The organism is Allobosea sp. TBD101, assembly GCF_059817965.1.
In genome coordinates, this window is the sequence record NZ_CM187543.1 from 2,081,289 (window position 1) to 2,108,118 (window position 26,830).

General features: G+C 67.3%; 25 protein-coding genes. 16 read left to right on the top strand and 9 right to left on the bottom strand.

What is annotated here, in order from left to right; genetic code table 11:
- Positions 1-99 precede the first annotated feature (99 nt).
- From AC6RIC_RS09990 to recN, 7 genes are all read left to right on the top strand, one after another.
- The gene (locus tag AC6RIC_RS09990; RefSeq protein ID WP_499736056.1) at positions 100-1,014 is read left to right on the top strand and encodes a D-alanine--D-alanine ligase; all 915 of its coding nucleotides are present in this window, start codon (positions 100-102) and stop codon (positions 1,012-1,014) included.
- A gap of 5 nt (positions 1,015-1,019) precedes the next feature.
- Complete coding sequence (locus AC6RIC_RS09995; protein WP_499736057.1) at positions 1,020-1,982, top strand: cell division protein FtsQ/DivIB; 963 nt, start codon at positions 1,020-1,022, stop codon at positions 1,980-1,982.
- Positions 1,979-3,310: a cell division protein FtsA gene (gene ftsA / locus AC6RIC_RS10000; RefSeq protein WP_454656154.1), complete on the top strand. Its 1,332-nt coding sequence runs from the start codon at positions 1,979-1,981 to the stop codon at positions 3,308-3,310. The genes AC6RIC_RS09995 and ftsA overlap by 4 nt, the downstream gene beginning before the upstream one ends.
- A gap of 126 nt (positions 3,311-3,436) precedes the next feature.
- Entirely contained in the window at positions 3,437-5,143 is a 1,707-nt protein-coding gene (gene ftsZ / locus AC6RIC_RS10005; protein ID WP_454656155.1) for a cell division protein FtsZ, read from the top strand.
- Positions 5,144-5,452: 309 nt separating this feature from the next.
- Positions 5,453-6,400, top strand: coding sequence for a UDP-3-O-acyl-N-acetylglucosamine deacetylase (lpxC, locus tag AC6RIC_RS10010; protein ID WP_499736058.1), 948 nt, complete (start codon positions 5,453-5,455; stop codon positions 6,398-6,400).
- A 297-nt stretch (positions 6,401-6,697) separates the two neighbouring features.
- On the top strand, positions 6,698-7,591 hold the full coding sequence (locus tag AC6RIC_RS10015; RefSeq protein ID WP_499736582.1) for an outer membrane protein assembly factor BamD: 894 nt from the start codon (positions 6,698-6,700) through the stop codon (positions 7,589-7,591).
- Positions 7,592-7,663: 72 nt separating this feature from the next.
- Positions 7,664-9,346, top strand: coding sequence for a DNA repair protein RecN (gene recN / locus AC6RIC_RS10020; protein ID WP_499736059.1), 1,683 nt, complete (start codon positions 7,664-7,666; stop codon positions 9,344-9,346).
- Between the two features lie 6 nt (positions 9,347-9,352).
- Here recN and aidB read toward each other — a convergent pair whose 3' ends face one another.
- Positions 9,353-10,174 (bottom strand): AidB family quorum-quenching N-acyl homoserine lactonase, encoded by an 822-nt coding sequence (gene aidB, locus AC6RIC_RS10025; protein WP_499736060.1) that lies wholly within the window; start codon positions 10,172-10,174, stop codon positions 9,353-9,355.
- Positions 10,175-10,537: 363 nt separating this feature from the next.
- Between aidB and AC6RIC_RS10030 the strand changes: the two genes are divergently transcribed.
- Positions 10,538-12,556, top strand: a complete 2,019-nt coding sequence (locus tag AC6RIC_RS10030) for a DEAD/DEAH box helicase (RefSeq protein ID WP_499736061.1) — start codon at positions 10,538-10,540, stop codon at positions 12,554-12,556.
- Between the two features lie 411 nt (positions 12,557-12,967).
- Here the strand turns inward: AC6RIC_RS10030 and AC6RIC_RS10035 are convergent, their stop codons facing one another.
- The gene (locus AC6RIC_RS10035) at positions 12,968-13,759 is read right to left on the bottom strand and encodes a DUF2189 domain-containing protein (protein ID WP_499736062.1); all 792 of its coding nucleotides are present in this window, start codon (positions 13,757-13,759) and stop codon (positions 12,968-12,970) included.
- A gap of 381 nt (positions 13,760-14,140) precedes the next feature.
- On the opposite strand from AC6RIC_RS10035, the gene ligA reads away from it, so the two are divergent.
- Positions 14,141-16,306, top strand: coding sequence for an NAD-dependent DNA ligase LigA (gene ligA, locus AC6RIC_RS10040; RefSeq protein WP_499736063.1), 2,166 nt, complete (start codon positions 14,141-14,143; stop codon positions 16,304-16,306).
- A gap of 3 nt (positions 16,307-16,309) precedes the next feature.
- Here the strand turns inward: ligA and AC6RIC_RS10045 are convergent, their stop codons facing one another.
- The gene (locus AC6RIC_RS10045; RefSeq protein WP_454656163.1) at positions 16,310-17,284 is read right to left on the bottom strand and encodes an AraC family transcriptional regulator; all 975 of its coding nucleotides are present in this window, start codon (positions 17,282-17,284) and stop codon (positions 16,310-16,312) included.
- 95 nt (positions 17,285-17,379) lie between these two features.
- Between AC6RIC_RS10045 and AC6RIC_RS10050 the strand changes: the two genes are divergently transcribed.
- From AC6RIC_RS10050 to AC6RIC_RS10065, 4 genes are all read left to right on the top strand, one after another.
- Positions 17,380-18,624, top strand: a complete 1,245-nt coding sequence (locus AC6RIC_RS10050; RefSeq protein ID WP_499736064.1) for an MFS transporter — start codon at positions 17,380-17,382, stop codon at positions 18,622-18,624.
- Positions 18,625-18,719: 95 nt separating this feature from the next.
- Positions 18,720-19,583, top strand: coding sequence for an AraC family ligand binding domain-containing protein (locus AC6RIC_RS10055; RefSeq protein WP_499736065.1), 864 nt, complete (start codon positions 18,720-18,722; stop codon positions 19,581-19,583).
- 29 nt (positions 19,584-19,612) lie between these two features.
- On the top strand, positions 19,613-20,326 hold the full coding sequence (locus AC6RIC_RS10060; RefSeq protein WP_454656166.1) for an AzlC family ABC transporter permease: 714 nt from the start codon (positions 19,613-19,615) through the stop codon (positions 20,324-20,326).
- Entirely contained in the window at positions 20,323-20,622 is a 300-nt protein-coding gene (locus AC6RIC_RS10065; protein ID WP_291653072.1) for an AzlD family protein, read from the top strand. Before AC6RIC_RS10060 ends, AC6RIC_RS10065 begins: the two co-directional genes overlap by 4 nt.
- Before the next feature lie 229 nt (positions 20,623-20,851).
- On the opposite strand, the gene AC6RIC_RS10070 is transcribed toward AC6RIC_RS10065, so the two are convergent.
- A complete protein-coding gene (locus AC6RIC_RS10070) occupies positions 20,852-22,687 on the bottom strand; it encodes an aminopeptidase P family protein (protein WP_499736066.1) in 1,836 nt (611 codons plus the stop codon).
- Between the two features lie 297 nt (positions 22,688-22,984).
- Between AC6RIC_RS10070 and AC6RIC_RS10075 the strand changes: the two genes are divergently transcribed.
- Positions 22,985-23,227: a hypothetical protein gene (locus AC6RIC_RS10075; protein ID WP_499736067.1), complete on the top strand. Its 243-nt coding sequence runs from the start codon at positions 22,985-22,987 to the stop codon at positions 23,225-23,227.
- A 56-nt stretch (positions 23,228-23,283) separates the two neighbouring features.
- Complete coding sequence (locus AC6RIC_RS10080; RefSeq protein ID WP_257734498.1) at positions 23,284-23,412, top strand: hypothetical protein; 129 nt, start codon at positions 23,284-23,286, stop codon at positions 23,410-23,412.
- A 45-nt stretch (positions 23,413-23,457) separates the two neighbouring features.
- On the opposite strand, the gene AC6RIC_RS10085 is transcribed toward AC6RIC_RS10080, so the two are convergent.
- The gene (locus AC6RIC_RS10085; protein WP_454656169.1) at positions 23,458-24,405 is read right to left on the bottom strand and encodes a 50S ribosomal protein L11 methyltransferase; all 948 of its coding nucleotides are present in this window, start codon (positions 24,403-24,405) and stop codon (positions 23,458-23,460) included.
- A 98-nt stretch (positions 24,406-24,503) separates the two neighbouring features.
- Between AC6RIC_RS10085 and AC6RIC_RS10090 the strand changes: the two genes are divergently transcribed.
- Positions 24,504-25,277 (top strand): GGDEF domain-containing protein, encoded by a 774-nt coding sequence (locus AC6RIC_RS10090; protein WP_454656170.1) that lies wholly within the window; start codon positions 24,504-24,506, stop codon positions 25,275-25,277.
- 76 nt (positions 25,278-25,353) lie between these two features.
- Here the strand turns inward: AC6RIC_RS10090 and AC6RIC_RS10095 are convergent, their stop codons facing one another.
- The 4 genes from AC6RIC_RS10095 to AC6RIC_RS10110 are packed head-to-tail and all read right to left on the bottom strand — an operon-like array spanning position 25,354 to position 26,721.
- Positions 25,354-25,728, bottom strand: a complete 375-nt coding sequence (locus AC6RIC_RS10095) for an SDR family NAD(P)-dependent oxidoreductase (protein ID WP_499736068.1) — start codon at positions 25,726-25,728, stop codon at positions 25,354-25,356.
- Between the two features lie 44 nt (positions 25,729-25,772).
- Positions 25,773-26,195, bottom strand: coding sequence for a GNAT family N-acetyltransferase (locus tag AC6RIC_RS10100; RefSeq protein WP_499736069.1), 423 nt, complete (start codon positions 26,193-26,195; stop codon positions 25,773-25,775).
- A 42-nt stretch (positions 26,196-26,237) separates the two neighbouring features.
- Positions 26,238-26,525 (bottom strand): type II toxin-antitoxin system HicB family antitoxin, encoded by a 288-nt coding sequence (locus AC6RIC_RS10105; protein ID WP_499736070.1) that lies wholly within the window; start codon positions 26,523-26,525, stop codon positions 26,238-26,240.
- A gap of 1 nt (position 26,526) precedes the next feature.
- Positions 26,527-26,721 carry a type II toxin-antitoxin system HicA family toxin gene (locus AC6RIC_RS10110; protein ID WP_499736071.1) on the bottom strand — a complete coding sequence of 65 codons (195 nt, stop codon included), beginning with the start codon at positions 26,719-26,721 and terminating at the stop codon, positions 26,527-26,529.
- Between the last annotated feature and the right edge of the window lie 109 nt (positions 26,722-26,830).

Below are 26,830 nucleotides of genomic sequence, written 5' to 3' on the forward strand. Positions count from 1 at the left end.
ACGCGTTTCCTTGAAGGCGTAAAGCACTTGATTCGTCATGGTTAACGCGCTGTTAACCAAGTTTAACGAGGTTGGACGCATCGCAGGAGCGAAGCGTCGATGACCAGACATGTTGCAGTGCTGATGGGCGGTTGGTCCGTCGAGCGGGAGGTCAGCCTCAACAGCGGCGCGGCTTGCGCGCGAGCGCTGGAGAGCGTCGGCTATCGCGTCACCCGCGTCGACGTGCAGCGCGACATCGCCGAGGTGCTGGCGAAGCTCAAGCCGGATGTCGCCTTCAACGCTTTGCACGGACGCTTCGGCGAGGACGGCACGATCCAGGGCGTGCTGGAGATCCTGCGCATTCCCTACAGCCATTCCGGCGTGCTGGCCTCGGCGCTGGCGATCCGCAAGGACCGGGCGAAGACCGTGGTGAAGGCGGCTGGCGTGCCGGTCGCCTACGGCGTCAACGTCTCGCGATTCGCGGCCGCCAAGCAGCATGTCCTGCCGCCGCCTTATGTCCTGAAACCGATCGACGAGGGCTCCTCCGTCGGCGTCGTCATCGTGAAGAAGGGCAGGGAACACCCGCCACAGGAAATCGCCCGCCCGGACTGGCCCTGCGGCGAGATGCTGCTGGCTGAAACCTTCATTGCGGGGCGCGAATTGACCTGCGCCGTGATGGGCGACCGCAGCCTCGGTGTGACCGAAATACAAGCCGCAACAGGTGAGTTTTACGACTACGACGCGAAGTACGCGAAAGGCGGCTCGATCCACATCTGTCCGGCTCAAATTTTACCGAAAATTTACCAGCAGATCGAAGAGTGTGCGTTAACGGCGCATCAAGCAATCGGATGCCGGGGCGTCAGCCGATCTGACTTCCGCTACCACGACGAGAGCGACACGCTCGTCTGGCTGGAGGTCAATACGCAGCCCGGGATGACCGAAACCAGCCTGGTGCCCGAATTGGCTGCCCATGCGGGCCTGGATTTCGGTGAGCTCGTCAAATGGATGGTGGAGGACGCCTCCCTCGATCGGTGAAAGCGATGACGACGAAGACCGTTGCCATGCCCCGATTCGCGCCTGCCCGGCCGCTCTCCCGGCTGCCGGTGGCGCCTGCCGCCCCCCAGCTTCTGGTGGGTGAGCAGCGCCAGAGCCGCTGGATGCGCCGCTCGCGCCGCAGCGCGATCGCCGTGCCGTTGGCGCAGCGCCTGCCGCAGAGCCTCGGCACCTGGCTGGCGCTCGGCTTCCTCACGCTCAGCCTCGGCAGCGGTTTCGTGCTCGGCGGCCACTGGCAGACCATGCAGGACAATTATGGCGAGCCGCGCCACATGTTCGCGCGGGCGCTCGGCTTCGGCATCGACCGCGTCACCATCTCCGGCCTCTCGGGACTGTCCGAGCAGGAGGTCCTGGTCGCGGCCGGCATCGATCCGAAGACCTCGCTGGTGTTCTTCGACGCAGACGAGGCCCGCAAGCAGCTGGAAGCCACGCCGCTGATTCGCGAGGCCGCCGTCCGCAAGCTCTACCCGGGCGAGGTCTCGATCCAGCTCACCGAGCGGGAGCCCTATGCGCTCTGGCAGGTGAAGGGCGAGCTCTTCGTGATCGCGGCCGACGGCACGGTGATCGACAAGATGGATGATGGCCGCTTCGCCTATCTGCCGCTGGTCGTCGGCGCGGACGCCAATAACCGCGCCGCCGAATATCTGGCGATCCGCAGCAAGGCCGGCGCCTTCGCCCAGCATATCCGCGCAGCGACCCTCGTCTCCGGGCGTCGCTGGAACCTGAAACTCGACAACGGCATGGATGTGCGCTTGCCCGAGACCAAGCCGGAAGCCGCGGTGCAGCGCCTCGTGTCGCTGGAGAGCGATTATCGCATTCTCGAAAAGGACGTGCTCGCCATCGACCTGCGCCAGCCGGACCGGGTGACGATGCGCCTCACCGAGGAGGCGGCCGCAGCCCGCGCCGACCAGCTCAAGAGCAAGGCCAAGAAGAAGGGAGGCGAAGCATGAACCACGTCACCTCCCAGGGCCTGACGCCGCGCATGCGTCCGCTGTCGTCGCGCAAGAGCGCGACCTTGTCGATTCTCGACATCGGCACCAGCAAGGTCGTCTGCCTGATCGCCGAGCTCAGCCCGGCCGAGACCAACGAGCGGCTGCGCGGGCGCACCCATGTCGCCCGCATCATCGGCATCGGCCACCAGCGCTCGCTCGGCCTGAAGGGCGGCGCGATCGTCGATCTCGAAAGCGCCGAACGCGCCATTCGTGCTGCCGTGGACGCAGCGGAGCGCATGGCCAAGGTCGAGGTGCAGTCGGTCATCGTCAACCTGACCGGCGGGCGTATCGGCTCGCAGCATTATGCGGCCAGCGTCGACCTGCGCTCCGGCTCCGTCGGCGATAGCGACGTGAAGCGCGTGCTCGCGACCGCTGCGACCCATGCGCTGCGCCCCGGCAAGGCCGTGCTTCATGCCCTGCCGACCGGCTATGCGCTGGACGGTGTGCCGGGCGTTCTCGATCCGCGCGGGCTGATCGGCGGCAAGCTTTCCGTCGACATGCATGTCGTCGCCAGCGAGGCGGCGGCGGCGCGCAACGTCATGCTCGCGGTCGAGCGCTGCCATCTCGAAGTCGAGGCGGTGGTGGCGACCCCCTATGCGTCCGGCCTCTCTGTCCTCGTCGACGACGAATCGGAGATGGGCGTCGTCCTCGTCGATCTCGGCGGCGGCTCGACCTCGCTCGGCGTGTTCTCGAGTGGGCATCTCGTCCATGCCGACGCAATCGCGGTCGGCGGCAACCACATCACCATGGACGTGGCGCGCGGTCTCTCGACCCGCGTCTCGGCGGCCGAGCGCCTCAAGACGTTGCACGGCTCCTGCATCTCCAGCGCCTCCGACGAGCGCGACATGATCGCCGTGCCGCAGGTCGACGACGACGAGCGCGACATGCCGAACCATCTCGCCAAGTCGCATCTGGTCAGGATCATCAAGCCGCGCGTCGAGGAGATCCTCGAACTGGTGCGCGACCGGCTGAACAATGCCGGCTTCTCGGCCCAGGCCGGGCGGCGCGTCGTCCTGACCGGCGGCGCCTGCCAGCTCACCGGCCTGCCGGAAGTGGCGCGGCGCATCCTTGGTGGCCAGGTCCGCACGGGCCGGCCGCTCGGGATCAAGGGCCTGCCGGAAGCCGGCAAGGGCCCCGCCTTCGCGGCGGCGGTCGGCCTACTGGTCTATCCGCAGGTCGCCCATGTCGAGCATTTCGAGCCGCGTGCCATCGGCGGGCGGCCTCTGATGACGGGGACGGACGGCTACTTCTCGCGTGTCGGGCGGTGGCTGAAGGACAGTTTCTGATCCTGGCGCGAGCCGGGGTCGAGAATTGAGTGAGTATGGCGCGTCCTGAGGGCGGGCCACGGCGTCAAACGTAGCAATCGGGACGGCTCCCGCCAGGCGCCGGACAAGGGATCAAAAGAGGCAACCATGGCGATGAATCTGCAAGCCCCGGACATCCGGGAACTGAAGCCCCGGATCACGGTGTTCGGCGTCGGTGGCGCCGGTGGCAATGCGGTCAACAACATGATCGAGGCCGGCCTCGACGGTGTCGACTTCGTCGTCGCCAACACCGATGCGCAGGCTCTCGCCCTGTCGCGCGCTTCCCGCATCGTCCAGATGGGCCTCCAGGTTACCGAGGGCCTCGGCGCCGGCTCGCAGCCGGAAGTCGGGCGCGCGGCGGCCGAGGAGGTCATCGACGAGATCCGTGATCATCTGGCGGGCGCCCACATGGTCTTCATCACCGCCGGCATGGGCGGCGGCACCGGCACGGGCGCTGCTCCCGCGATTGCCCGCGTCGCCCGCGACATGGGCATTCTGACCGTCGGCGTGGTCACCAAGCCGTTCCAGTTCGAGGGCCAGCGCCGCATGCGCATGGCTGAAGCCGGCATCGGCGAGCTGAACGAGGCGGTCGACACTCTGATCGTCATCCCGAACCAGAACCTGTTCCGCGTCGCCAACGAGACCACCGGCTTCGCCGATGCCTTCGGCATGGCCGACCAGGTGCTCTATTCGGGCGTCGCCTGCATCACGGACCTGATGGTCCGTCCCGGCCTCATCAACCTCGATTTCGCCGACGTCCGTGCCGTGATGCGCGGCATGGGCAAGGCGATGATGGGCACCGGCGAGGCCCAGGGCGAGAAGCGCGCGCTGACCGCGGCCCAGGCCGCGATCAACAACCCGCTGCTCGACGACGTCTCGATGAAGGGCGCGCGCGGCCTGCTGATCTCGATCACCGGCGGGCGTGACATGAAGCTCTATGAGGTCGACGAGGCCGCCACCCGCATCCGCGAGGAGGTCGATTCCGAGGCCAACATCATCGTCGGCGCCACCTTCGACGAATCGCTGGAAGGCACCGTGCGCGTCTCGGTCGTCGCGACCGGCATCGACAAGCCGATCTCGTCGCTGGTCGAGAACGACGACACCGAGGCCCGCATCGCCCAGGTCGCCGAGCGCCTGAAGGCCGAGGCCCGCCTGCGCAGCAACGCCGCGGTTGCCACCGCCCGTCCGGTTGCCCCGCCGGCGCCCGTGATCGAGACGGCCCGCGTCGCCCCCGCGCCGATGCCGGAACCCGCTCCGATCGCCCAGGTCGCGCAGGACATCCGCATCGAGCCGGTGCAGCCGCGCCCGGTGATGGCCGCCCCCCCGGCGCCCGAGCCGGTCCACCATGCCGAGCCGCACCTGCATTTCGACGAGAGCTTCATCCCGCCGATGCCGGAGCGCGCCGTGGTTCGCCCGACCCGCATGCCGCGCGTCGAGGACCTGCCGGCTCCCGGTCAGGCCCAGCTCAACGCGCATCGTGGCGCCCAGCCTGCGCCGCAGCCGCCGAGCGCCGTCGAACAGAAGCGCATGTCGCTGATGCAGCGTCTCGCTTCGGTCGGTTTCGGTGGCCGCAAGGACGAGGAGGCCGAGATGGCTCCCGCTCCGGCGCCTGTCCGCCAGATGCCGCAGGCCCCGATGCCGCAGGCGGCCGCGCCGAGCGCTGCCCATGCCGAGTACATGCGCCGCCCGGTGCAGCAGCCGGCCTCGCGTCCGGCGCAGGGCCAGCTCGACCCGCATGGCCGCGCCGCGCCGACTCGCTCCAGCGAGGAAGACCATCTCGAGATTCCCGCTTTCCTTCGCCGCCAGGCGAACTGACGGGACTGAAAGCCTCTCACGGCTCTGTAACAAGACCCGCCGCGGCGCAGCCGCGGCGGGTTTTTCGTCGTTAGAAAATGTTTATCTTTCAGCGCTTTATATGATCCGATCCACGTGGACGGCGCTGTAACACAGCGAAAGAAAGCGTGATTTTGAGAGGCGGCCTCAAAAGCTTATCTTGCGGCGCATCAGAACGACAGCGTTGCCGGGTCTTCTCCGGTGCCGGCCTTGGATAGACATCGCCGGACCGTGCCACCTTCGCCTCGGCGGAGGGCAGGCTGAACCCGGCGATCAGGATTGGATAACCGAATGACCTTCGATCGGCAGACGACCTTGCGGGCAGCCGTGACCCTGACCGGCATCGGCGTTCATTCCGGCGCTCCCGCCAGCATCTGCCTGAAGCCGTCCAGCGCCAATTCCGGCGTCGTCTTCCTGCGGACGGGCATCGAGGGCATGCCGCCCCAGCTCATCCACGCCAAGCACACCAAGGTCAGCGCCACCGAACTCTGCACCGTGATCGGCGACCGTGGCCCGGCCTCGGTCTCGACCATCGAGCACCTGATGTCGGCCTGCGCCGGCATGGGCCTCGACAACGTGCTGGTCGAGATCGACGGGCCGGAAATGCCGATCATGGACGGCAGCGCCCGCGAATTCGTCGCCGCCATCGAGGCGACCGGCATGACGACGCTCGCCGCGCCGCGCCGCTATCTCAAGGTTCTTCAGCCGGTCCGCATCGAGCAGGGCCGCGCCTTCGCCGAGCTCGCTCCGGCCGAGCATGGCTTCCGCCTCGATGTCGAGATCGATTTCGACAGCGTCGTGATCGGCCGCCAGCGCAAGATCTTCGACCTCGACGCGCAAGGCTATGCCAGCGAAATCTCGAAGGCCCGCACCTTCGGCTTCATGCGTGATGTCGAGCAGCTCTGGAAGGCGGGTTTCGCCCAGGGCGCCTCGCTCGAAAACACGGTCGCCGTCGGCGAGGACAAGGTGATCAACCCCGAGGGCCTGCGCTATGGCGACGAGTTCGTGCGCCACAAGGTGCTCGACGCGATCGGCGATCTCGCGCTCGCCGGCTATCCGATCATCGGCGAGTTCCGCTCCTATTGCGGCGGCCACCGGATGAATGTCCAGATCCTTCAGGCGCTGTTTGCCGACCGCGCGAATTTCGCGATCGTCGAATCCCAGCCGGTTTTCGCGGCGCCGCGTGCCGTGCAGATGGCTGCCGCCGCGCCGGCCGCCTTCGCGCCGGATCTGCACTAAAACGCGGGCCAAGGCTGCTCCGCCTTCCATTCGCCGGGTTTTTGTCCCAGATGCCGCATCCGTGCGGAATCCCGTCATAACCGATTTTCGGCAGTGGCGCGGGGGAAGCGTCTGAGGTAAGGCATGCTTCCCGGAGACTGGATCGCCACGCGTCCGACCAGATGCAAGGTGGCGACCCAGCCTTGGTTTCGGCATCGGATTGTTCCGAAAAGTGGCTTCCACTTTTCGGTCCGATGCACGAGGGACGATCGAAAGAGGACCGACGACGTGAGCGTGACGCGGCAAAGCCTTCCGGCAATTCATCGCGGTCTTTCGCCGCGCAGGGGCATCGCTCTTGCGCTGGGCGCCGCCTTGCTGCTCGGCGGCTGTGATACCCTGTCCTCGCTCAACCCCTTCGACAAGCCCGAGGTCTACAAGCCGGACCTGACGCCGCCGACGCCGGCCGACAAGCTCTATAACGAAGGCCTCGCCCGCCTGCAGAACGGCGACAGCGAAGGCGCCTCGAAGAAGTTCGAGGACATCGACAAGACCTCGCCGTTCTCGCCTTATGCCCGCAAGGGCCTGCTGATGACGGCCTATACCAATTTCCAGGCGTCGAAATGGGAGGAGGCGATCACCGCCTCCAAGCGCTTCATCGCCCAGAACCCGGCGAGCCCGGACGCGGCCTACGCTCAGTACATCCTGGCGATGTCCTATTATAACCAGATCCCGGACGCGACCCGCGATCAGGAGCGGACCGCCCAGGCGATCCAGGCTCTTGAGCAGCTCATCGCCACCTATCCGAAGTCGGAATACGTGCTCGACGCCAAGGAGAAGCTCCTGGTGGCGCGCGACCAGCTCGCCGGCAAGGAGATGAATGTCGGGCGTTACTATCTTGAGAAGCGCAATTATACCGGCGCTGTAAACCGCTTCCGCGAAGTGATCATCAAGTACCAGACCACCCGCCATGTCGAGGAGGCGCTGATGCGCCTGACCGAGGTCTATATGGCGATGGGCATCACCAACGAGGCGCAGACGGCGGCGGCCGTGCTCGGGCACAATTTCCCGGACAGCCCGTGGTACAAGGACTCCTATGCCCTGCTGCAGAGCGGCGGCCTGGAGCCGCGCGAGGATCGTGGTTCCTATATCAGCCGCGCCTTCCAGGGCTTCTCGCGCACGGTCGGCGGCATCATCGGGATCAACCGCTTCTGACGGGATAGGACGCCCCTTGTCATGACGGGCCACGGGCGATCCTGCCAGATCCGAAAACGGGGTTGAGCGCCGATGCTGGCGCAGCTCTCGATTCGCGACATCGTCCTGATCGACCGGCTCGATCTCGGCTTCCATGAGGGGCTGAGCGTGCTCACCGGCGAGACCGGCGCGGGCAAGTCGATCCTGCTCGACGGCTTCGCGCTGGCGCTCGGCGGGCGCGGCGACGGCTCGCTCGTGCGCCATGGCGAGGCGCAGGGCCAGGTCAGCGCCGTGTTCGACCTGCCGATGACCCATCCTGCCCGCAAGCTGGCGCAGGCGCAGGAGATCGATACCGACGGCGATCTCATCCTGCGCCGCGTGCAATATGCCGATGGACGCACCCGCGCCTTCATCAACGATCAGCCGGTCTCGGTGCAGATCCTCAGGATGGTCGGCGCCGCGATCGTCGAGATCCACGGCCAGCATGACGACCGCGCCCTGACCGATCCGGGGCAGCATCGCACCATTCTCGACGGATTCGGCGGGCTGGAAGCGCAGGCCGAGGCGGTTGCCGGGGCGAGCGAGACGCTGAAGCGGGCACGACAGGCCCTGCAATCGCAGCGCCTGCGAGTGGAAGCCGCACGCAAGGAAGCGGATTTCCTGCGCCATGCCGTGGACGAACTCGGCAAGCTCGCGCCACAGACCGGCGAGGAGGACGCGCTGGCCGCCACTCGCCAGGGCATGATGCAGGCCGAGAAGGTCGCGCGCGATCTGAACGAGGCCTATGAGGCGGTGGGCGGGCAATCCTCTGCCATTCCGACGCTCGCCGCCGTGCTGCGCCGGTTGGAGCGCCGGGCGAGCCAGGCGCCGGAGCTGGTCGATCCTTCGATCGCCGCGCTCAACACCGCGATCGTGGCGCTGGAGGAAGCCGGCGAGGCGCTCGCCGCCGCGACCCGCGCGGCCGAATACGATCCGCGCGAGCAGGAGCGCATCGAGGAGCGTTTGTTCGCGCTCAGGGCTGCCGGTCGCAAATACGACGTGCCGGTCGATGGCCTGTCGGTTCTGGCGGCGACAATGGCGAGCGATCTTGCCGCGCTGGACGAGAGCGAATCGTCGCTGTCGCGGCTCGAGGCGGAACTGAGCGAAGCGGAGACGGCTTTCGTCGGGCTGGCGGAGGCCTTGTCCGAAGCGCGGCAGGCTGCGGCGGCAAGGCTCGATGCGGCGGTGAAGGCCGAATTGCCGCCGCTCAAGCTGGAACGCGCCCGTTTCATCACCCGGATCGATAGCGACGCCGCGGCGCGCGGGCCGGAGGGGTTCGACAAGGTCGAGTTCTGGGTCGAGACCAATCCCGGCACGCGGCCGGGGCCGATGATGAAGGTCGCCTCGGGCGGCGAACTCTCGCGCTTCATGCTGGCGCTCAAGGTTGTGCTGGCCGAGCGTGGTTCGGCCCCGACGCTGGTCTTCGACGAGATCGATACGGGTGTCGGCGGCGCGGTGGCCGACGCGATCGGCGAGCGGCTGGCGCGGCTTGCCGGTCAGGTGCAGGTGATCTCGGTGACGCATGCGCCGCAGGTTGCGGCCAAGGCCGGGCAGCATTTCCTGATCGCCAAATCGGCGGGGGAAGGCGAGGCTTCCCGCACCGTGACGCGGGTCACGGCGCTGGAGGACCAGGCGCGACGCGAGGAGATCGCACGCATGCTGGCCGGCGCTTCGATCACCGAGGAAGCGCGCGCGGCGGCCGGGCGCCTGCTGCAGGCGGCGGGCTTGCGCGGCTGAGGGCCGTCAGGCCGCGACCAGTTCGTAGCCGGCGCCCTTCTTCACAACCCGCCTGAAGCCCTCGACATGGCCGCCGGAGACGAGCCAGTTCTCATGCGCGGCGCGCTCCAGGATGCCACGCCGGGAGGCGAGAGCGGTCGCTGCGTCGAAATCATAGACGAAGCCGACATCCGGGTCGGAGGCCTGCAGATCGGAGAGGTGCAGCGCATCGCCCCAAAGCAGCAGGCTTTCGCCTTCGCCCTCGATCAGATAGCCGCTATGGCCGAAAGTGTGCCCGGGCAGGGGGATCAGCGCGATGCCTGGATGAGCTTCGCCGGCTGGAACCGAGCAGATGCGGCCGGCATAGAGCTTCTTCAGCGTTGCGGTGATGGCGAAGGCGCCCTGCTTCCTCTCCGGTGTCCGTGCGCGGTTGGCCTCATCGCCGTAGAAGCCGAAATCGGCCTCGGGCACGATGATTTCGGCCTTCGGAAAAAAGGGCTTGTCGCCGCCGAACAGGCCGAGCGCGTGATCGCCGTGGAGATGCGTGATCAGGACGTGGGCGACGTCTTTGGGCGCGATGCCTGCAGCCGCCATCGAGGCCGGGGCATGGCCCATTGCGGCGCCCCAAGACGGGCCGGTGCCGGCATCGATCAGGGTGATGCCGTCTGGGCCCTTCAGGGCAAAGCAGTTCACAGTGATGCTGACCTTCGGCTTGCCCCAGCGCGCGACAGCTTCGTCGCGGGCGGCCTCGCCATCGGCATGGATCAGTACATCAAGGGGCGCTTCGAAGACGCCGTCATGCAGGATGGAAACCTCGTAGGCGCCGATGCGGCGAGCGTGCTGGACCATGGGCTGTTCTCCGCTTTGGCGTCGCGAGCATCGGGTGAGGTCGGGAAGCTAGTCGGGCCGCTACCTTGCCGGCAAGGCGCGTCCGGCCCGGCTCAGCCCTGCGCGGGGCGCGGGAATGCCGCATTTCCTTTTGTATCGCTTTGCTTTATGAGCCGCTGTCATCCGATGGTGCAGCTGCCCGTTAGATCGCCATGCGTCCTGCTGGACGCCTCTTGGGGGCGATCTAATTATTTGTTTTGGCATCGGATTTTCTGAAATGCGCATTCCGCTTTTCAGTCCGATTGTCTAGTGCCGCCTGAACCCATCGCCCACGCTTCGCGCCGTTCATTTGTCTTACGCCGCAAACCTTTAGGCCGTTATCGCATGTCCTTTTCTCTCACGAGCCCGCCGCTCGCGCGCGCGCTCGCCGATCGCAATTATTCCGACCCGACGCCGGTGCAGAGCGCCGTCATCGAGGACGCCGCCCGCGGGCGCGACCTGCTGGTCTCCTCGCAGACCGGCTCCGGCAAGACCATCGCCTATGGCCTCGCCATCGGCGAAACCCTGCTGGGCACGGCCGAGAAGCTCGGCCCTGCGGCTGAGCCGCTGGCCCTGATCATCGCGCCGACGCGCGAGCTCGCCTTGCAGGTGCAGCGCGAACTCGCCTGGCTCTATGCCCAGACCGGTGCGCGGGTGATCTCCTGCGTCGGCGGCATGGACCCGCGTCGCGAGGCGATGCTGCTCGACGAGGGCGCCCATATCGTGGTCGGCACGCCCGGCCGCCTGCGCGACCATATCGAGCGCCGCCGCCTCGACGTCTCCGCGCTCAAGGCCGTCGTCCTCGACGAGGCCGACGAGATGCTCGATCTCGGCTTCCGCGACGATCTCGAATACATCCTGAAGACCGCGCCCGAGAGCCGCCGCAGCCTGCTGTTCTCGGCGACCTTCCCGAAGGCGATCGTGCAGCTCGCCCAGAGTTACCAGCGCGATGCGCTGCGCATCGAGGTGGAAGCGACCCGGCGCGGCCATGCCGACATCGCCTACAAGGCCGTGCGCGTCTTCCCGAAGGAGGCCGAGCTCGCCGTCGTCAACCTGCTGCGCTTCCACAATGCGCCGGTGGCGCTGGTCTTCTGCAACACCCGCAACGCGGTGCGCCATCTCGAGGCGATCCTGCTGGAGCGCGGCTTCACCTCTGTCGCGCTGTCCGGCGAACTCGGCCAGAACGAGCGCAACGCCGCGCTGCAGGCGCTGCGCGACGGCCGGGCGCGGGTCTGCGTCGCGACCGACGTCGCCGCGCGCGGCATCGACCTGCCGGGGCTCGACCTCGTCATCCATGCCGAGCTGCCGAACGATTCCGAGGTGATGCAGCATCGCTCGGGCCGCACCGGTCGCGCCGGCAACAAGGGCACGAGCGTCCTGCTGGTGCCGCAGTCGCGCCGCCGCAAGGCCGAGCGCCTGCTGATGGAAGCCAAGGTCGAGGCCGAGTGGATCGGCCCGCCGACGGAGGAAGAGATCCGCGTTCTCGACCAGGAGCGCCTGCTTTCCGATCCGCTGCTCAACGGCGACGGCTCCGAGGACGATGCCGGCATGATCGAGGCGCTGATGGCAGGCCGCGAGGCGCGCGACATTGCCGCTGCGCTGGTGCGGCTCTATCGCGCCCGCCTGCCGGCGGCGGAAGAGGTTGGCGATCCCGGCTTCGGCCGCGATGAGCGCCGCCCGGCCCGCACCAACGAGGATTACGCCGCCAAGCGCCCGTTCGGTGCCAGACGCGACGAGGGCGAGGATGGCGAGCGTCCGCGCAAGCCGGCCGGCCCGCGTGGCGACACCGTCTGGTTCCGCCTCGATATCGGCCGCAAGCAGGGCGCCGATCCGCGCCAGCTCTTGCCAATGCTGTGCCGCCGTGGGCGGATCACGCGCGACGAGGTCGGCGCGATCCGTATCTTCGACCGCGAGACCAAGGTCGAGATCGACGCCGATGTCGCCGACCGCTTCTACGATTCGGTCCGTATCCCGGATCGCGACAAGATCGTGATCGAGCCGACGACCGAAGCGGAGCGCCGCCCGGCCAAGTCCTTCTCGGACAAGGCCGAGCGTCCGGCTGCGCCGCGCCGGAGCTGGGGCGACGATCAGGCTGCCGAGGACAGGCCGCAGCGGCCGCGATTCGAGCCTCGGGACGCGAACCAACGCGCGCCGCGGGGCGATGACCGCCAGCCTTATCGCGCCGACAGCAGGCCCCCGCGCGACGACGCGCGCCCGCCGCGCCGCGATGATGGCAAGCCCGGTGGTTTCAAGAAGCCGTTTGCCGGGAAGGGCAAGCCTTTCGCCGGCAAGCCCGAGGGCGGGCGCCCGACTGGGGGCAAGCCTTTCGGCAAGGGCAAGCCGCGCGGTGGTCCTCGCGGCTGAGGCTTCAGCTTTACACAAAAGCGCCGATTTCCTGGGTCAAGCTCGGGAGATCGGCGTTTTTTTCTTTGAAGAATGCGCGTTTCGAGCGTTGCCGCCTGCGGGTGGACGTTCGCCCGATTTCCGTCCTCAACGCAAGCCGAGGAAGGACAGGATGGCGAGCACGACCACGACGAGGCCGACCAGATAAATGATGTTGTTCATGAAAAACCCCCTGGCTGAATGGAGCCTTGCGGCCCGATCTGGCAGGAGGTGAACCCGGCTTGAGGGCCAAGGTTCCCGGTGGGAGCCGGGATGCAGGCGCGGCGTCATGCTCGGGCTTGAGCCCCGGGGCATCCCGGAAGCCGGCTCCTTCTCGTCATGAGATTCTTCGGGTTCGAAGCTCTGCTTCGCCCGAGAATGACGGTTGTACTCTCAGCCGACGACCTTGCGGTAGAGATGCCAGGTAGCATGGCCGAGCACCGGCATGACCACCGTCAGACCGACCAGCATCGGCAGGCAGCCGAGCACCAGCAATCCGGTCACCATCAGGCCCCAGATCATCATCACACGCGGATTGGTCTCGACGGCGGCGATCGAGGTGCGGATCGCTGTCGGCGCATCGACATGCCGGTCGATGATCAGCGGGAAGGATACGACCGAGATCGAGAAGGCGAGGATCGCCATCAGCAGGCCGATCGCATTGCCGATCACGATCATGGTCCAGCCGTCCGCGGTCGTGAACACGGCACGCAGGAAGTCGGTGGTCGAGACATCGGCCGGCAGGCCGAGGATGCCGCGATAGAGGAACCAGGCGCTGAACAGCCAGGCCAGGAAGAGCCCGGTCAGCATTCCGCCGAGCAGGGCGATCTGTCCGATCGAGCGCGAGCGCAGCACGGCGAAGGCGTGGAGCCAGGACGAGTCCATGCCCTTCTCGCGTCGGCGGCTGATCTCGTAGAGCCCGATCGCGGCGAAGGGGCCGAGCAGGGCGAAGCCCGAGAGCAGCGGGAAGAGCAGGGGGAAGATATTGTAGCTCACGGTGAGCTGCGCCAGCAGGATGCCGGCGATGGGGTAGATCAGGGCGATGAAGACGAGGTGGCTCGGCTGCGCCTTGAAATCCTCCCAGCCGCGCAGCAGTGCCTCGGTCAGGTCCCGTGTCGTGATGGTCCTGACGCGCGGCTGCGAGAGGGCGGCAATGTCATGAACTGTGCCGTCGAGATTGGCCATGGCGTGTCTCCCGGTTCCGGCCCGGTTCGCCCTATGGCTGTCGACATGATCCTTGGCGTCAACGGCCGGCGGCGTCGAGCTTCCAATTCCCAGTTCCCGAACTATACGCGCGAAAGCCCGGTTTGTCGCAAGGCCTTCGCGCGGATGTGAGAAGCCGCCCTCCGATTTCCTCATGCGAGGTCATCCCGGACGGAGCGAAGCGGAGATCCGGGATCCATTCTGGAACTCCACCGAGACATGCTCCGGAATGGATACCGGGTCTCCCTGCGGTCGCCCGGGATGACCCGCGTTCTTTTGGTGGGGTGAGGCTTTGGGAGCAGCGGCGCGAGGGCGTCGGTTCCTGCCCTTTCTCGTCACGATCATCTCGCCTAATGGTTTGCCATGAGCGACGCCGCAGATTCCGCCCCCTCCGAAACGCCGATCGCGGAGCTGACGCCGCGCAAGGCGAAGGCCGAGCACAAGCTGCTGGCTGCCGAAGTTCAGGCCGCGAACGATGCCTATTTCCAGGACGACCAGCCGATCATGGACGACGCGGCCTATGACGCGAAGCGTCGCCGGCTCGTTGCGCTGGAGGAGGCCTTTCCGGCGCTGAAGCAGGAAAGCGACGTCAGTGCCAAGGTTGGTGCCAGGCCGTCAGGCAAGTTCGCCAAGATCCGCCATCGCGTGCCGATGCTCTCGCTCGACAATGCCTTCTCCGACGAGGCGGTCGCCGAGTTCGTCGGCCGCGTTTACCGCTTTCTCGGCCGCAAGGAGGAAGACGGCATCGCCTTCACCGCCGAGCCGAAGATCGACGGGCTCTCGCTGTCCTTGCGCTACGAGAAGGGCGAGCTGGTTGCGGCCGCGACGCGCGGCGATGGCGAGGAGGGCGAGGATGTCACGCTGAACGCCCGCACCATTTCCGAAATCCCCGGCACGCTGGCAGGGCCGGATGTGCCTGAGATCGCCGAGGTGCGCGGCGAGGTCTATCTGGGACACGCCGATTTCGCGGCCATCAATGAGCGCCAGCGCGAGAAGGGGCTGCCGGAATTCGCCAATCCGCGCAATGCGGCGGCGGGCTCGCTGCGCCAGCTCGATGTCAGCGTCACCGCCGCGCGACCCTTGCGTTTCTTCGCCTATGCCTGGGGCGAGATGCCGGTCCTGCCTGCGCCGACGCAGTTTGGCGTCGTCGAGGCGTTCAGGCGCTGGGGCTTCCGCACCAACCCGCTGATGAAGCACTGCGAGAGCGTCGCGGAACTGATCGCGCAGTACCGGCTGATCGAGAGCCAGCGCGCGACGCTCGGCTACGATATCGACGGCGTGGTCTACAAGGTCGACGATCTCGCGCTGCAAGGCAGGCTCGGTTTCGTCTCGCGGGCGCCGCGCTGGGCGATCGCGCATAAGTTCCCGGCGGAGCTGGCGACGACTGTGCTGGAGGCGATCGACATCCAGGTCGGCCGCACCGGCGCGCTTTCGCCGGTGGCGCGCCTGAAGCCGGTGACGGTCGGCGGCGTCGTCGTGACCAATGCGACACTGCATAACGAGGACTATATCCGCGGCTTCGATTCCAAGGGGCTGCCGATCCGTGATGGCACCGATATCCGCATCGGCGACACGGTGACGGTGAAACGGGCTGGGGACGTCATCCCGCGCGTCGAGGCGGTCGATCTCGCCAAGCGGCCGGCGGATTCGAAGCCCTACGAGTTCCCGACGCTCTGCCCGGCCTGCGGCAGCCATGCGACGCGCGAGCTCAATCCACGCAGCGGCAAGGAGGACGCCATCCGCCGCTGCACCGGCGGCCTGATCTGCCCGGCGCAGGCGGTCGAGCGGCTCAAGCATTTCGTCTCGCGCGACGCGTTGGATATCGACGGGCTCGGCGACAAGCAGATCGAGTTCTTCCATGCCGATCCCGAGCTTCCCGTCAGGGAGCCGGCGGATATCTTCACGCTGGCCACGCGCGATGCGGCGAACCTGAAGAAGCTCAAGGACAAGGAAGGCTTCGGCGCCGTCAGCGCCAAGAAGCTCTTCGACGCGATCGAGGACCGGCGTAGTCCGCCGCTCAACCGCTTCATCTTCGGCCTCGGCATCCGCCATATCGGCGAGACGACGGCGCGTCTGCTGGCGCGGCACTATGGTTCGTTCGAGGCGCTGCGGGCGGCCGGTATCGCCGCCGCCGACGAGGCCTCGCCGGAGCGACAGGAACTCGGCGCCATCGACAGCGTCGGCCCGACCGTGGTCGAGGCTCTCGTCGAATTCTTCGGCGAGCCGCATAACGAGGAACTGCTCGACCGGCTGCTGGCGCAGGTCTCGCCGCAGCCGCTGGAAGCGGTGGCCTCGGCCAGTCCCGTCGCCGGCAAGATCGTGGTCTTCACCGGCGCGCTGGAACGGATGACGCGCGATGAGGCGAAGGCGATGGCCGAGCGGCTCGGCGCCAAGGTCGCGGGCTCGGTCTCGTCGAAGACGGATCTGCTCGTCGCCGGGCCGGGGGCGGGGTCGAAGCTCAAGGATGCCGCCAAGCACGGCGTCGAGGTGATCGACGAGGCCGGCTGGTTCGATCTAGTCGGCGGCTGAGGTCTATTCTGCCGCCTCCGCCGTCGGTGTGAACATCGCGGCCGGCGCCGCTTCGCCCGCGGTCCGCACCTGGCTCGGCGCCAGCCCCGTGATGCGCTTGAAGGCGCGGCTGAACGAGGCTTCGGACTCGTAGCCGAGGCGCTGCGCCACCACTCCGATCCGCAGCTTGTCGCGGGCGAGCCATTGCCTTGCCTGATGCATCCGCACCTGCGCGACATAGCGGGCCGGCGTCTCGCCGACGACCTCGGCGAAGCGCTCCGCGAAGCCGGAGCGCGAGGCCCCCATCAGTTCGGCGAGGCTCTCCACGGTCCAGTCTGTCTCGGGATGGGCGTGGATCGCCGCCAGCACCTTGCCGATCGTCGGGCAGCGCGCCGCCGCGACCCAGCCCTTGGCGGCGCCGCAGCCGCGCTCGACCCAGGCGCGGATGATCGCGGCGGCCAGCACATCGGCGAGACGGGCGAGAATGCCGCCGGCCCCGACGCGGTCCAGCATGACCTCGCGCCCCATCGCCTCCAGCAGATGCGGGACCCCCGGCTCGTCGGCGATGAAATCGCTCATCCGCATCAGGTCGGGCATCAGGCGCAGGAGCGGGTGGTCGAGATCGACATTGAAGGTCATGCGGCCGGTGAAGAGCAGCATATGCTCGCCCGTGCCGCCGCCCTCGACGTCGAAGATATTGCCATAGGCCTCCAGCACCCGGCACTCGCAGGGCGGGGAGGCGAGGGCCTTGGGCGAGCTGGCCAGGACATGGCCGCCGCCGCGCGGCAACAGCACGGCATCGCCATCGGCAAGCTCTAGCCATTCGCCGGCCGGCGTCTTCAGCCAGCAGCTGCCGCGCGAGATGAAATGGAAATAGGCCTGATGGGTCGGCGGAAAGGCGACGCCCCAGGGCGCGGCCAACTGGCAGCGGCTGTAATCGACGCCGTCGAGCCTCAGGCCCCGGAGCATCTCGGTCAGGTGGTCGGTCGAAGCGGTCATGGCAATCCTGGACGAACGGTCATGAGATGCGGATGATATAGCATGGAAACTCCATGGAGCCACGCCCATCTTCCGGCCACCTCATGGAGAACCCCATGTCAGATTCCCTGTCTGCCACTGCACTTGAATTCGACGATACAGCCGAGGAGGCCCGCGACAAGCCGGCCTGGGCGGCCGTCACATCCCTGACCTTCGGCGTCTTCGGCCTCGTCACGGCCGAGTTCCTGCCGGCGAGCCTGCTCACCCCGATGGCCGCCGATGTCGGCGTCTCCGTCGGCGCGGCCGGGCAGGCGGTGACCGCGACCGCCGTTGTCGGCGCCATTGCCGGTCTCGCCGCGGCCATCGTGACGCGCGGCATCGACCGGCGCATCGTGATCTGGTCGCTGACCGGCCTGCTGATCGTCTCCAGCGTCATCGCTGCCGTCGCCACCAACCTGACGACGCTGCTCTTCGCCCGCGTCCTGCTCGGCATCGGGCTCGGCGCCTTCTGGTCGATGGTCGCGGCGACCGCGATGCGCCTCGTGCCGCCCAGCGTGTTGCCCAAGGCGATGTCGCTGATCTTCGCCGGCGTCTCGCTTGCCACCGTCAGCGCCGCGCCGATCGGCGCCTATCTCGGCAACGTGATGGGCTGGCGCTTCGTGTTCTGGCTCTCGGCGCTGGTCGGCGTCGCGACGCTCGTCGTGCAGATCGCGGTGCTGCCGCGGCTGCCGGCGCGCGGCTCGCCCGATATCCGCACGCTGTTCCGCCTGCTCGGCCAGCCCAGCATCGCGCTCGTTCTCGCCGGCATCGTCGTGGTGATCTCCGGGCATTTCGCGGGCTTCACCTATGTCCGTCCGTTCCTGGAGCAGATCCCCAAGCTGTCGGTCGAGGCGATCTCGCTCGTCCTGCTGGCCTATGGCGTCGGTGGCTTCCTCGGGAATTTCGCGGGTGGGGCGATCACGGCGCGCAGCGCCAAGGCCTCGGTGATCTTCGGCGCCTTCCTGATCGCGCTGGTGGGCGTGAGCCTGCTCTTCGTCGGCGCGTCGCCGATCGCGTCTGCCGTTGCGGTCGGGCTTTGGGGCTTCGCCTTCGGTGCATTGCCCGTCGGCTTCCAGACCTGGCTGGTGCGGGTCGCGCCCGAGGACGAGGCCGAGTCGGCGGGCGGTCTGATCGTCGCCGCCTTCCAGATCGCGATTGCGAGCGGAGCCATCTTCGGCGGCCTGCTGGTCGATGGCTTCGGGACGCTCGGCGTCATCGCCTATGCCACGATTGCGACGTTGGTCGGCGGGGCGGGGGTACTGCTGCTGGGCTCGAAGAGCCCCGAGCGGATCGGCGCGGGCGCGGTTACGCACGCGCTCTGAAGCCTCACTCAAGAGTGGTAGATCGATCGGGCGCGTGATGCGCCCGATCACTTTTCTTCAAGACAGTATGGCGGGCTTCTGCGCTATCTTTGGGCATGCAGTCGATCTCGCAGGAACAGGCCTTGCTGGAGACCCCGCTCAGGGCGGGGGAGAGCGCGCATCTGTTCGCCGCGCGCCGTTTCGACGGGCTCGAATTCCTCGCCGCGACCTTCCGCACTCATGCCTACGCGCCGCATGCCCATGACACCTATGCGATCGGCACGATCGAGATGGGCTGCGAAGTCTGGCATGCGCGCGGGCAGAAGCTCTATGCCGGCCCCGGCGACATCGTGATGAACCACCCGCTCGACGTCCATGACGGCGCGCCGAGCGAGGGCGGCTATCGCTACCGAATGAGCTACCCCTCCGTCGAACTGATGCAGGAGATCGCGGCGTCGCTGACCGGGAACGAGGCTGTCGGCACGCCGTTCTTCTGCGATCCCGTCGTGCAGGACCCAGTTGGTGCCGCCCTGTTCAGCGCCGCGCATCGCTTGTTGGAGGAAGGCACCGACGCGTTGGCGGGCGAGGAAGCTCTGCTACGCGCTTATGCCCATATGCTGGCGCGCCATGCCGATCTGACCGTGCAGGCGGTCGGGCGCGAGGACGGACCGGTCGCGCGCACGCGCCGGGCGATCGAGGCGCGCTACGAGGAAGACCTGTCGCTGGCCGACCTTGCGCAGCTTGCGGGACTGCCTCGGCACCATCTGATCCGGGCCTTCCGCCGCGAGACCGGCCTGACGCCACATGCCTATCTCATCGATGTCAGGGTCCGGCGGGCGCGCGAGCGATTGCGGCGCGGCGAGAGCCTGGGCGAGGTCGCAGCGGCAACGGGCTTCTGCGATCAGCCGCACCTGACGCGGGCCTTCAAGGCGCGGCTCGGGGTCACGCCCGGCGCCTTTCGCGCGGCGCATGCCGGCTGAATGACGAGCTTCAAGAGAACCGATAATCCATGTCCACGATGCGTGACGACATCAGGCGCGGCCTGAACGATATCTGGCCGGCTGCGGTGGCTGCGGCGCCGATCGGCCTGCTCTTCGGCGCGGTCGCGGCCAGCAAGGGGCTCTCACCCTTCGAAGTCTTCCTGATGAGCATCATGGTCTTCGCCGGCGGGGCGCAGTTTGCCGCGATCGAGCTCTGGGCGAGCCCGGCGCCGGTCGCCGCGCTGGTGTTCTCGACGCTGCTGATCAATGCGCGCCATGTGCTGATGGGCGCATCGCTGGCGCCCAAGCTCCAGGGCTTCAGCCGCTGGCAGAAATTCCTCGGCCTCTACTACATGGCCGACGAGAACTGGGCGCTGGCCGAGAAGCGCGCCCGCACCCACCGCCTGACGCCGGCCTATTGGTTCGCGATGGTCATCCCCTTCGTCGCGGGCTGGCTGATCAACTCGACGCTTGGCGCCATGGTCGGCGCGGTGCTGGGCGATCCCAAGCGGCTCGGTGCCGATTTTGCCTTCACGGCGCTGTTCATCGCGCTTGTCGCCGCCTTCTGGAAGGGGCGGGTGACGTTCTGGACGGTCGCTGCCGCCGGCATCGCCTCGGCCGTGACCTATCGCCTGGCCGGACCGCCCTGGCATGTCGCGGCGGGAGCTTTGTGCGGCTTGCTGGCGGCCTGGCTTGCGGCCGGCGCCGAGGAGCGGCCGGTGACGAAGGAGGCCGAGGCGTGAGCGTCGACCCGATCAATCTCCTCGCCTTCCTCGGCATGGCGATCGTGACCTACTTCACGCGCGTCGCCGGGCTGGCGCTGGCCGGGCGGCTCAGCCTCTCGCCACGGGCGCAGGCCGCCTTCGACGCGATCCCGCCCGCCGTGCTGATCGCGGTGATCGCGCCGAGCGCGCTTGCCACCGGCTGGGCCGAGACGGCGGCGGCGGCGGTCACGGCGCTCGCCGCGACGCGGCTGCCGTTGCTGGGGGTGGTCGCGGTTGGCGTGGTGGCGGTGGTCGGGTTCAGGATGGTGCTTTAGTGCACCGTCATGCTCGGGCTTGAGCCCTGAGCACCTCGTGACCACTCCCGTCATTCCGGGGCGCGCCTTTAGGCGCGAACCCGGAACCCACGACTAGGTGAGCCGCCGGCCACTGAACATAAGATATCTCACCCGGTCGTGGGTTCCGGGTTCTTCGCTGCGCGAAGCCCCGGAATGACAATGGTGGTTCCAACCGCGATGCGGCAATTTTTCTCGCGGTAGAGGCGCTTCACAGCGGCCGGCAGGCCGCTTCCAGCCACAGCTTCGCCTCGCCCTCGACCTGCGGCGAGAGCTTCTCCCAAACCTTGGCGTGATAGGCGTCGATCCAGGCGATTTCGCCGGCATCGAGCATGCTCTTCTCGATCAGGGCGCGCTCATAGGGGCACCAGGTGATCGTCTCGAAGCCGTAGATCGTCCGCTCGGCGCCGGGGATCTGGCGCTCCTCGACGACGATCAGGTTCTCGATGCGGATGCCGTACTCGCCCTGCTTATAGTAGCCGGGCTCGTTGGAGAGGATCATGCCCGGCTCCAATGGCGTGGTGCCGAGCTTGGAGAGGCGCTGCGGTCCCTCGTGCACCGAGAGATAGCTGCCGACGCCATGGCCGGTGCCGTGGTCGAAATCGAAGCCGCCCTGCCAGAGCGGCAGCCGCGCGAAGGCATCGAGCTGCGCGCCCGAGGTGCCCTTGACGAAGACCAGTCGTGAGATCGCAACATGGCCTTTGAGCACGCGGGTATAGCGGTCCCGCATCTCGGCCGTCGGCGCGCCGATCACCATGGTACGGGTGATGTCGGTGGTGCCGTCCTCGTATTGGCCGCCTGAATCGACCAGGAAGATGCCGGGCTCCAGCTTGCGGTTGCTCGCCTCGCTGACGCGGTAATGCGGCAAGGCGGCATTGGGGCCGGCGCCGGCAATGGTGGTGAAGGAGACGTCCTTGAGCAGGCCGGTCTTGAGCCGCTCGGCCTCGAGCGCGGCCACCGCGTCGATCTCGGTCAGGCCGCCCTTCGGCGCCTCGCGCGCCAGCCAGGAGAGGTAGCGCACCATGACGGCGCCGTCGCGGAGATGGGCCTTGCGGGCGCCGTCGAGCTCGGCCGCGTTCTTGCGCGCCTTCATCAGGGCGATCGGGTCCGTGCCGGTATCGGGCGTGCCGCCGGCCTCGCGGATCAGGGTCGCGAGCGCGGAGGCGGCGGTCGTGGCGTCGAGCCTGACCTTGGCCTTGGCTGCGCCGAGCCTGGCGATCTGCTTGTCGAGATCGGCTGGAGAGGCGATCTCGCCAACGGCGCCGATCGCATCGCCCGCCTCGTTGGTGATCTTCTCGGGCGCAAGGAAGACGGTCGGCCGGCCCTCGCGCGGGACGATGGAATAGCCGAGCGGGAGAGGGGTGTGCTCGACATCGCCGCCGCGGATGTTGAAGACCCAGGCCAGCGCATGGGGATCGGAGACGACGAGCGCGTCGACCTTGGCTTCAGTCAGCGCCTTCTGGATGCGGGCGAGCTTCGAGACGCTGTCCTCGCCGGCGAAGGCGGCCGGATGCGCCTTGACCGGCGCCGTCGGCGGTGCAGGGCGGTCGCTCCAGAGCGCGTCGATCGGGTTGGCCTTGACGGCAATGAGGCTGCCGCCAGCTGCGGCCGTAGCCTTTTCGAGCCGGGCGAGGCCATCCACCGTATGAAGCCAGGGATCGTAGCCGAGCTTGCCGCCGGCCGGCAGATTCTGCTCGACCCAGCGCTCCAGCGGCGTCTCTTCCATGCGGACCGGCGGAACGATCGCGGTGTCGGTCTGCTCGGCCGACTGGATGGTGTAGCGGCCGTCGACGATCAGCGCCGCCTTGTCGGCCAGAACGACGGCATTGCCGGCCGAGCCGGTGAAGCCGGTCAGCCAGGCGAGGCGGGCCATATGGGCCGGGACATATTCGCCCTGATGTTCGTCGGCGCGCGGGACGACGAAGCCGTCGAGCCCTTGCGCGGCAAGAGCCTTGCGCAGGGCGGCGACGCGGCCCGCAACCAGCTTCGGGTCGCTCGGCTCGGAAAAGGACTGGAAACGGCAGGTCGGCAGGGTCGAATCGGTCATGGCAAGGTCCGGCTTAGGTTGCCGCATCGTCGCCTCGCGTCCGCGAAAGCGCCAGCGCAAATGCGTGGGCGAGGCACTGCCCGTTCGGTGGGACGGTGCTGCCTTGCTGCTCCGCATTGTGCCGATTGGTTATGCAATCTACGCAAATATTAATGGATATGGACGGATCGCATGCGTTTTTTGCATATCTTGCATATGCGAACATATCTTCTCGCAAATGCGAAATGATCCCACCTTAGTCGCATAAGAGAACGAGGAAGCGACCGGGACTGTCCTTCGTTTTTCGGAGATAGACCCATGACCTATGTGTTGAACAATGCCGACGTGCTGCCCGTACCGGGCCGGAGCCATGGCGAAGCCCGCGCCAGCAAGCCGGGCCTGATGCAGCGCTTCTATGCCGCGCTCGTCGTGAGCCGTGCGCGCTCCGCAGCCCGCGAGCTGCGCGCCCGCAACCTGCTCGTCAACGAGGCAGAACTCGTGCTGGGCGGCTACCCGTCCGCGACGCTGTCGAGCGACGTTGCGCTGCCTTTCAGCCGCTGAATTCACGCCGCTGCGGCCTTGAGCCGCGCAGCTGACACCCTTTGAGGACCATCACCATGATCGCCATCATCAAGCACATCTACGAACAGATCGCCGATGCCGCGAAGTTCACCGCCGCCGTCTGGCACGATGCCCGCAGCCTGCAGGCCGATGCCGAGAAGAAGTACGGCTATATCGGCTTCTGAGCCGAACGAGTAACGATCTCGCGCTTCCCTAGGGGGCGCCGGAGGTCAGGCAAGGCGGCGCGGCCTCGGGGCTGCGCCGCCTTTTTTCATGACCAGCGTCGCCCAGCCTTCGCGGAGCGAATGGCTGGCGAGATAGACGCCCTGATGCCGGTAGGCCGAGGCCACGCCGGCGACGTCCATCGCCAGCAGGCCCGACAGGATCAACGTGCCGTCGGACGAGAGCACGCGCGCGATCGATGGAGCGAGCCGCTTCAGCGGGCCGGCCAGGATATTGGCGAAGACGAAATCGAAATGGCCGGGGCGCCAGGCCTTGGCATGGCGCAGGCCCGGCGCGACATAGAGATCGAGCGCGTTCGGCGCGTGGTTGAGCCGGGCGTTATGGGCTGAGACCTCGACCGCGACGGCGTCGATATCGCCGGCGACGACCTTGCGCTTGATCTGCTTGGCGAGCGCCAGTCCGAGAATGCCGGTGCCGGTGCCGATATCGATGCCATGGCGCGGCCGGCGCTTCTTCAGTTCGGCATCGAGCGCGAGCAGGCAGCCGGCGGTCGTGCCGTGATGGCCCGTGCCAAAGGCGAGCGCGGCCTCGATCTCGATCGCGACATCGTTGGTGCGGACGACGTGCCGGTCATGCGCGCCATGGACGAGGACGCGGCCGGCGCGGACGGGCTTCAGCCCGTCGAGACTGTTGGCGACCCAGTCCTTGGTGTTGACGGTGGTGAAGGGCGTGTTGTCGACGAGCTCGCCGACGATCGGGCGCAGCAGGTCGCGCACCGCGTCCTCGTCGGGCGGGTTGGCGAAATAGATCTCGACCTTCCATGGGATGTTCATCGAGAGCGTGGTGATCCCGTCCGCGACCTCGAAGGCGGAGATCGCCGTCTCGGTGGGATCGAAGATCTCGCCCAGCAATTCGGTGAGGGCCCGGGCCTGTTCGCCCGAGGTGGAGAGTTCGAGGACGGTCGCGACCGTCGCTGGCAGGAGGCCTTCGCGCATGCGGTGGCCTTAGCAGGCGCACCCGCCGCTGTCATCGGAAATGGCCGGAGCCGGCGCTGCTAAACCCTGCGTTCAGCATTCCCTGCTACCCGCAGGCCATGACGGCCTCGACGCGCGCGATCATCCTGAAGGCAAGCCTCGCGACTTTGCTGTCGATCGCGGCTTCGCTCGGTCTGGCGCTGACCGTCGTGCCGATGCTCGGTGGGGTCGTGGACGGCACGGCCTGGCTGATGTGCATTCTCTGTCCGTTGCTGATCGCCTGGCCGGCGAGCGCCTGGCAATTCCGGCAGGCGCAGCGCCTGAAGGACGCCCATGGCGAGATCGAGCGGCTGCACGGCGAACTGTCGGCGGCGCATGAGGCTTTGCTGGAAAGGGCCCGCCGCGACGGCCTGACCGGGCTTTTGAACCGCGAAAGCTTTCTCGCCGATCTGGAGCAGGCGATGGCGCCGGGTGGCAAGGGAACGCTGCTTTTCATCGACGCCGATCATTTCAAGCAGGTCAACGATCGCTTCGGCCATCCTGTCGGCGACGATGCCCTGAGGAGGCTGGCGCAAGCGATCACGGGCGCAGTGGGCGAGGGCGGCTTGTCCGGCCGGCTCGGCGGCGAGGAGTTTGCGGTCTATCTCCCGCGAACCGCCCTGACGGAGGCGCAGGCCGTTGCGAAGCAGGTTCTCGATGCGGTTCGGCGTCTCCGGATCGAGGCTCCCGGTGGCGAGCCGGTCAACCTGACGGTGAGCATCGGCGCCGCCGGCTGGACCGGCGGCACCACGATCGAGCGATTGATCGCCGAGGCCGACGCACAGCTCTACCGCGCGAAGATGCAGGGCCGGAACCGGGTTGTCTGCTCGCTGAACATCGCTGCGGTGGCCTGAGACAGGCCGCTGATCGAGCCGATAGTGACGATGTCCGGGCAGCTCGAACGCCGCAGCGTCGGCAGCAGGGCCTGTGTCAGCAGGAAGGTGCCAGAAACCGCCGCGTTGACGACGCCGAGCACTTCCTCGGCGGAATAGGCGGTTTCGCGCCCTCCAGCCACATCGCGCCATTGTTGATGAGGATGTCGATACCCTCACCGTCGGCGAGCTTTCGGCCGGCAGCTTCGACGTTGGCGGGATCGGCGAGATCGAGCGCGACGCGGCGCGGCTCGCTACCCGTTCGTTCGCGAATGATCGCCGCGGTATCCGACAATCCGGCTGGATTGCGGCCGCAGAGCACGACGCTGCTTCCGGCCTCGGCCAGCGCAATGGCAAGTGCCGCGCCCAGCCCGCGCCCGGCGTCGGTGATCACGGCCCGCCGACCTGCAAGACCCTTTGCCTGCATCGTCATGTCACCTTTTCGAGCCGATTGCCGGTTGGACGGCGCCTGAGCGCTCAGAGGTCCTTGGTCAGGTAGATCCGGGTCGCGCCCGGCGGCTTCGGGGCGATCTCGCCGAAAACCTGCCAGCCGAGCTTCTTGTAGAACTCGGGCGCCTGGAAGCTGATGGTGAAGAGCACGGCCTTGCTGCAGCCGCGCCGGCGCCCTTCCTCCTCGGCCATGGCGAGGATGTGGCTGCCGATGCCGGTGCCGCGCAGGCTTTTCGGCAGGTAGACGGTGTCGATGAAGAGCACGCCGAGCGAAGTGCGGCCGACAAGCCCGCCGACCGGCTTGCCCGTCTCGGGATCGGTGATGCGGATCTGCAGTTCCTGGCGATCGTGCAGGCCGATCGCCTCGTCGTTGTAGCCTTTCAGACCTTCGCCGAGCAGCTTGCGAAAGGCGTCGTCTTCGGCGTCGGTGAGGGTGATTTCGGGAGGCATGGTCGGTCGCATCGCTGGAGCTGCGGCAAGGATGAGCCGCTTCTACTCCGCCGCTGGCTGCAACGATAGGCCGGGCGCCGGGATCAGAGCGATGGCATGCATCGCCATGTCCGCGGAGGTCTCGGGATCGCCGCGCAATGCGCTGGGAGTGCGAGCGTGGGGTGCCGGGCCGCCTTGGGCTTCGATCCAGAGTGCAATGGCTTCCGGAGCGTTGAGCAAGGCTTCATCCAGCGTATCGCCGGCCGCGAAGCAGCCGGGCAGATCGGGAAACCAGACGCCGACGGCATGGTCGGGGCCTGCATCCTCGATGATGGCGACGTAATAGGTCATGTCAGTCGCGCGGCCAGCCTGCCTGCTTGTAAATCTTCAACACGAGACCGGGTCCGAAACTCTTCTTCGGATGCGGTACCACGATAGTGTCACGGGCACCCGGCTTTTTGAAGACATGGTGCGAGCCTGTGACGCGCATACATTCCCAGCCCTCGCTTTCGAGGCGGTTAATGATGTCGCGGCTGTTGTTGAGCATCGGGTCCAACTGATTCGCATTCGACCCAATACACATATCGGTTGGGGCGAACTCGATTCAGGTGAAAACTAGCGAATGCCTGTGGACAAATCAGCTATACCCGCTCTCC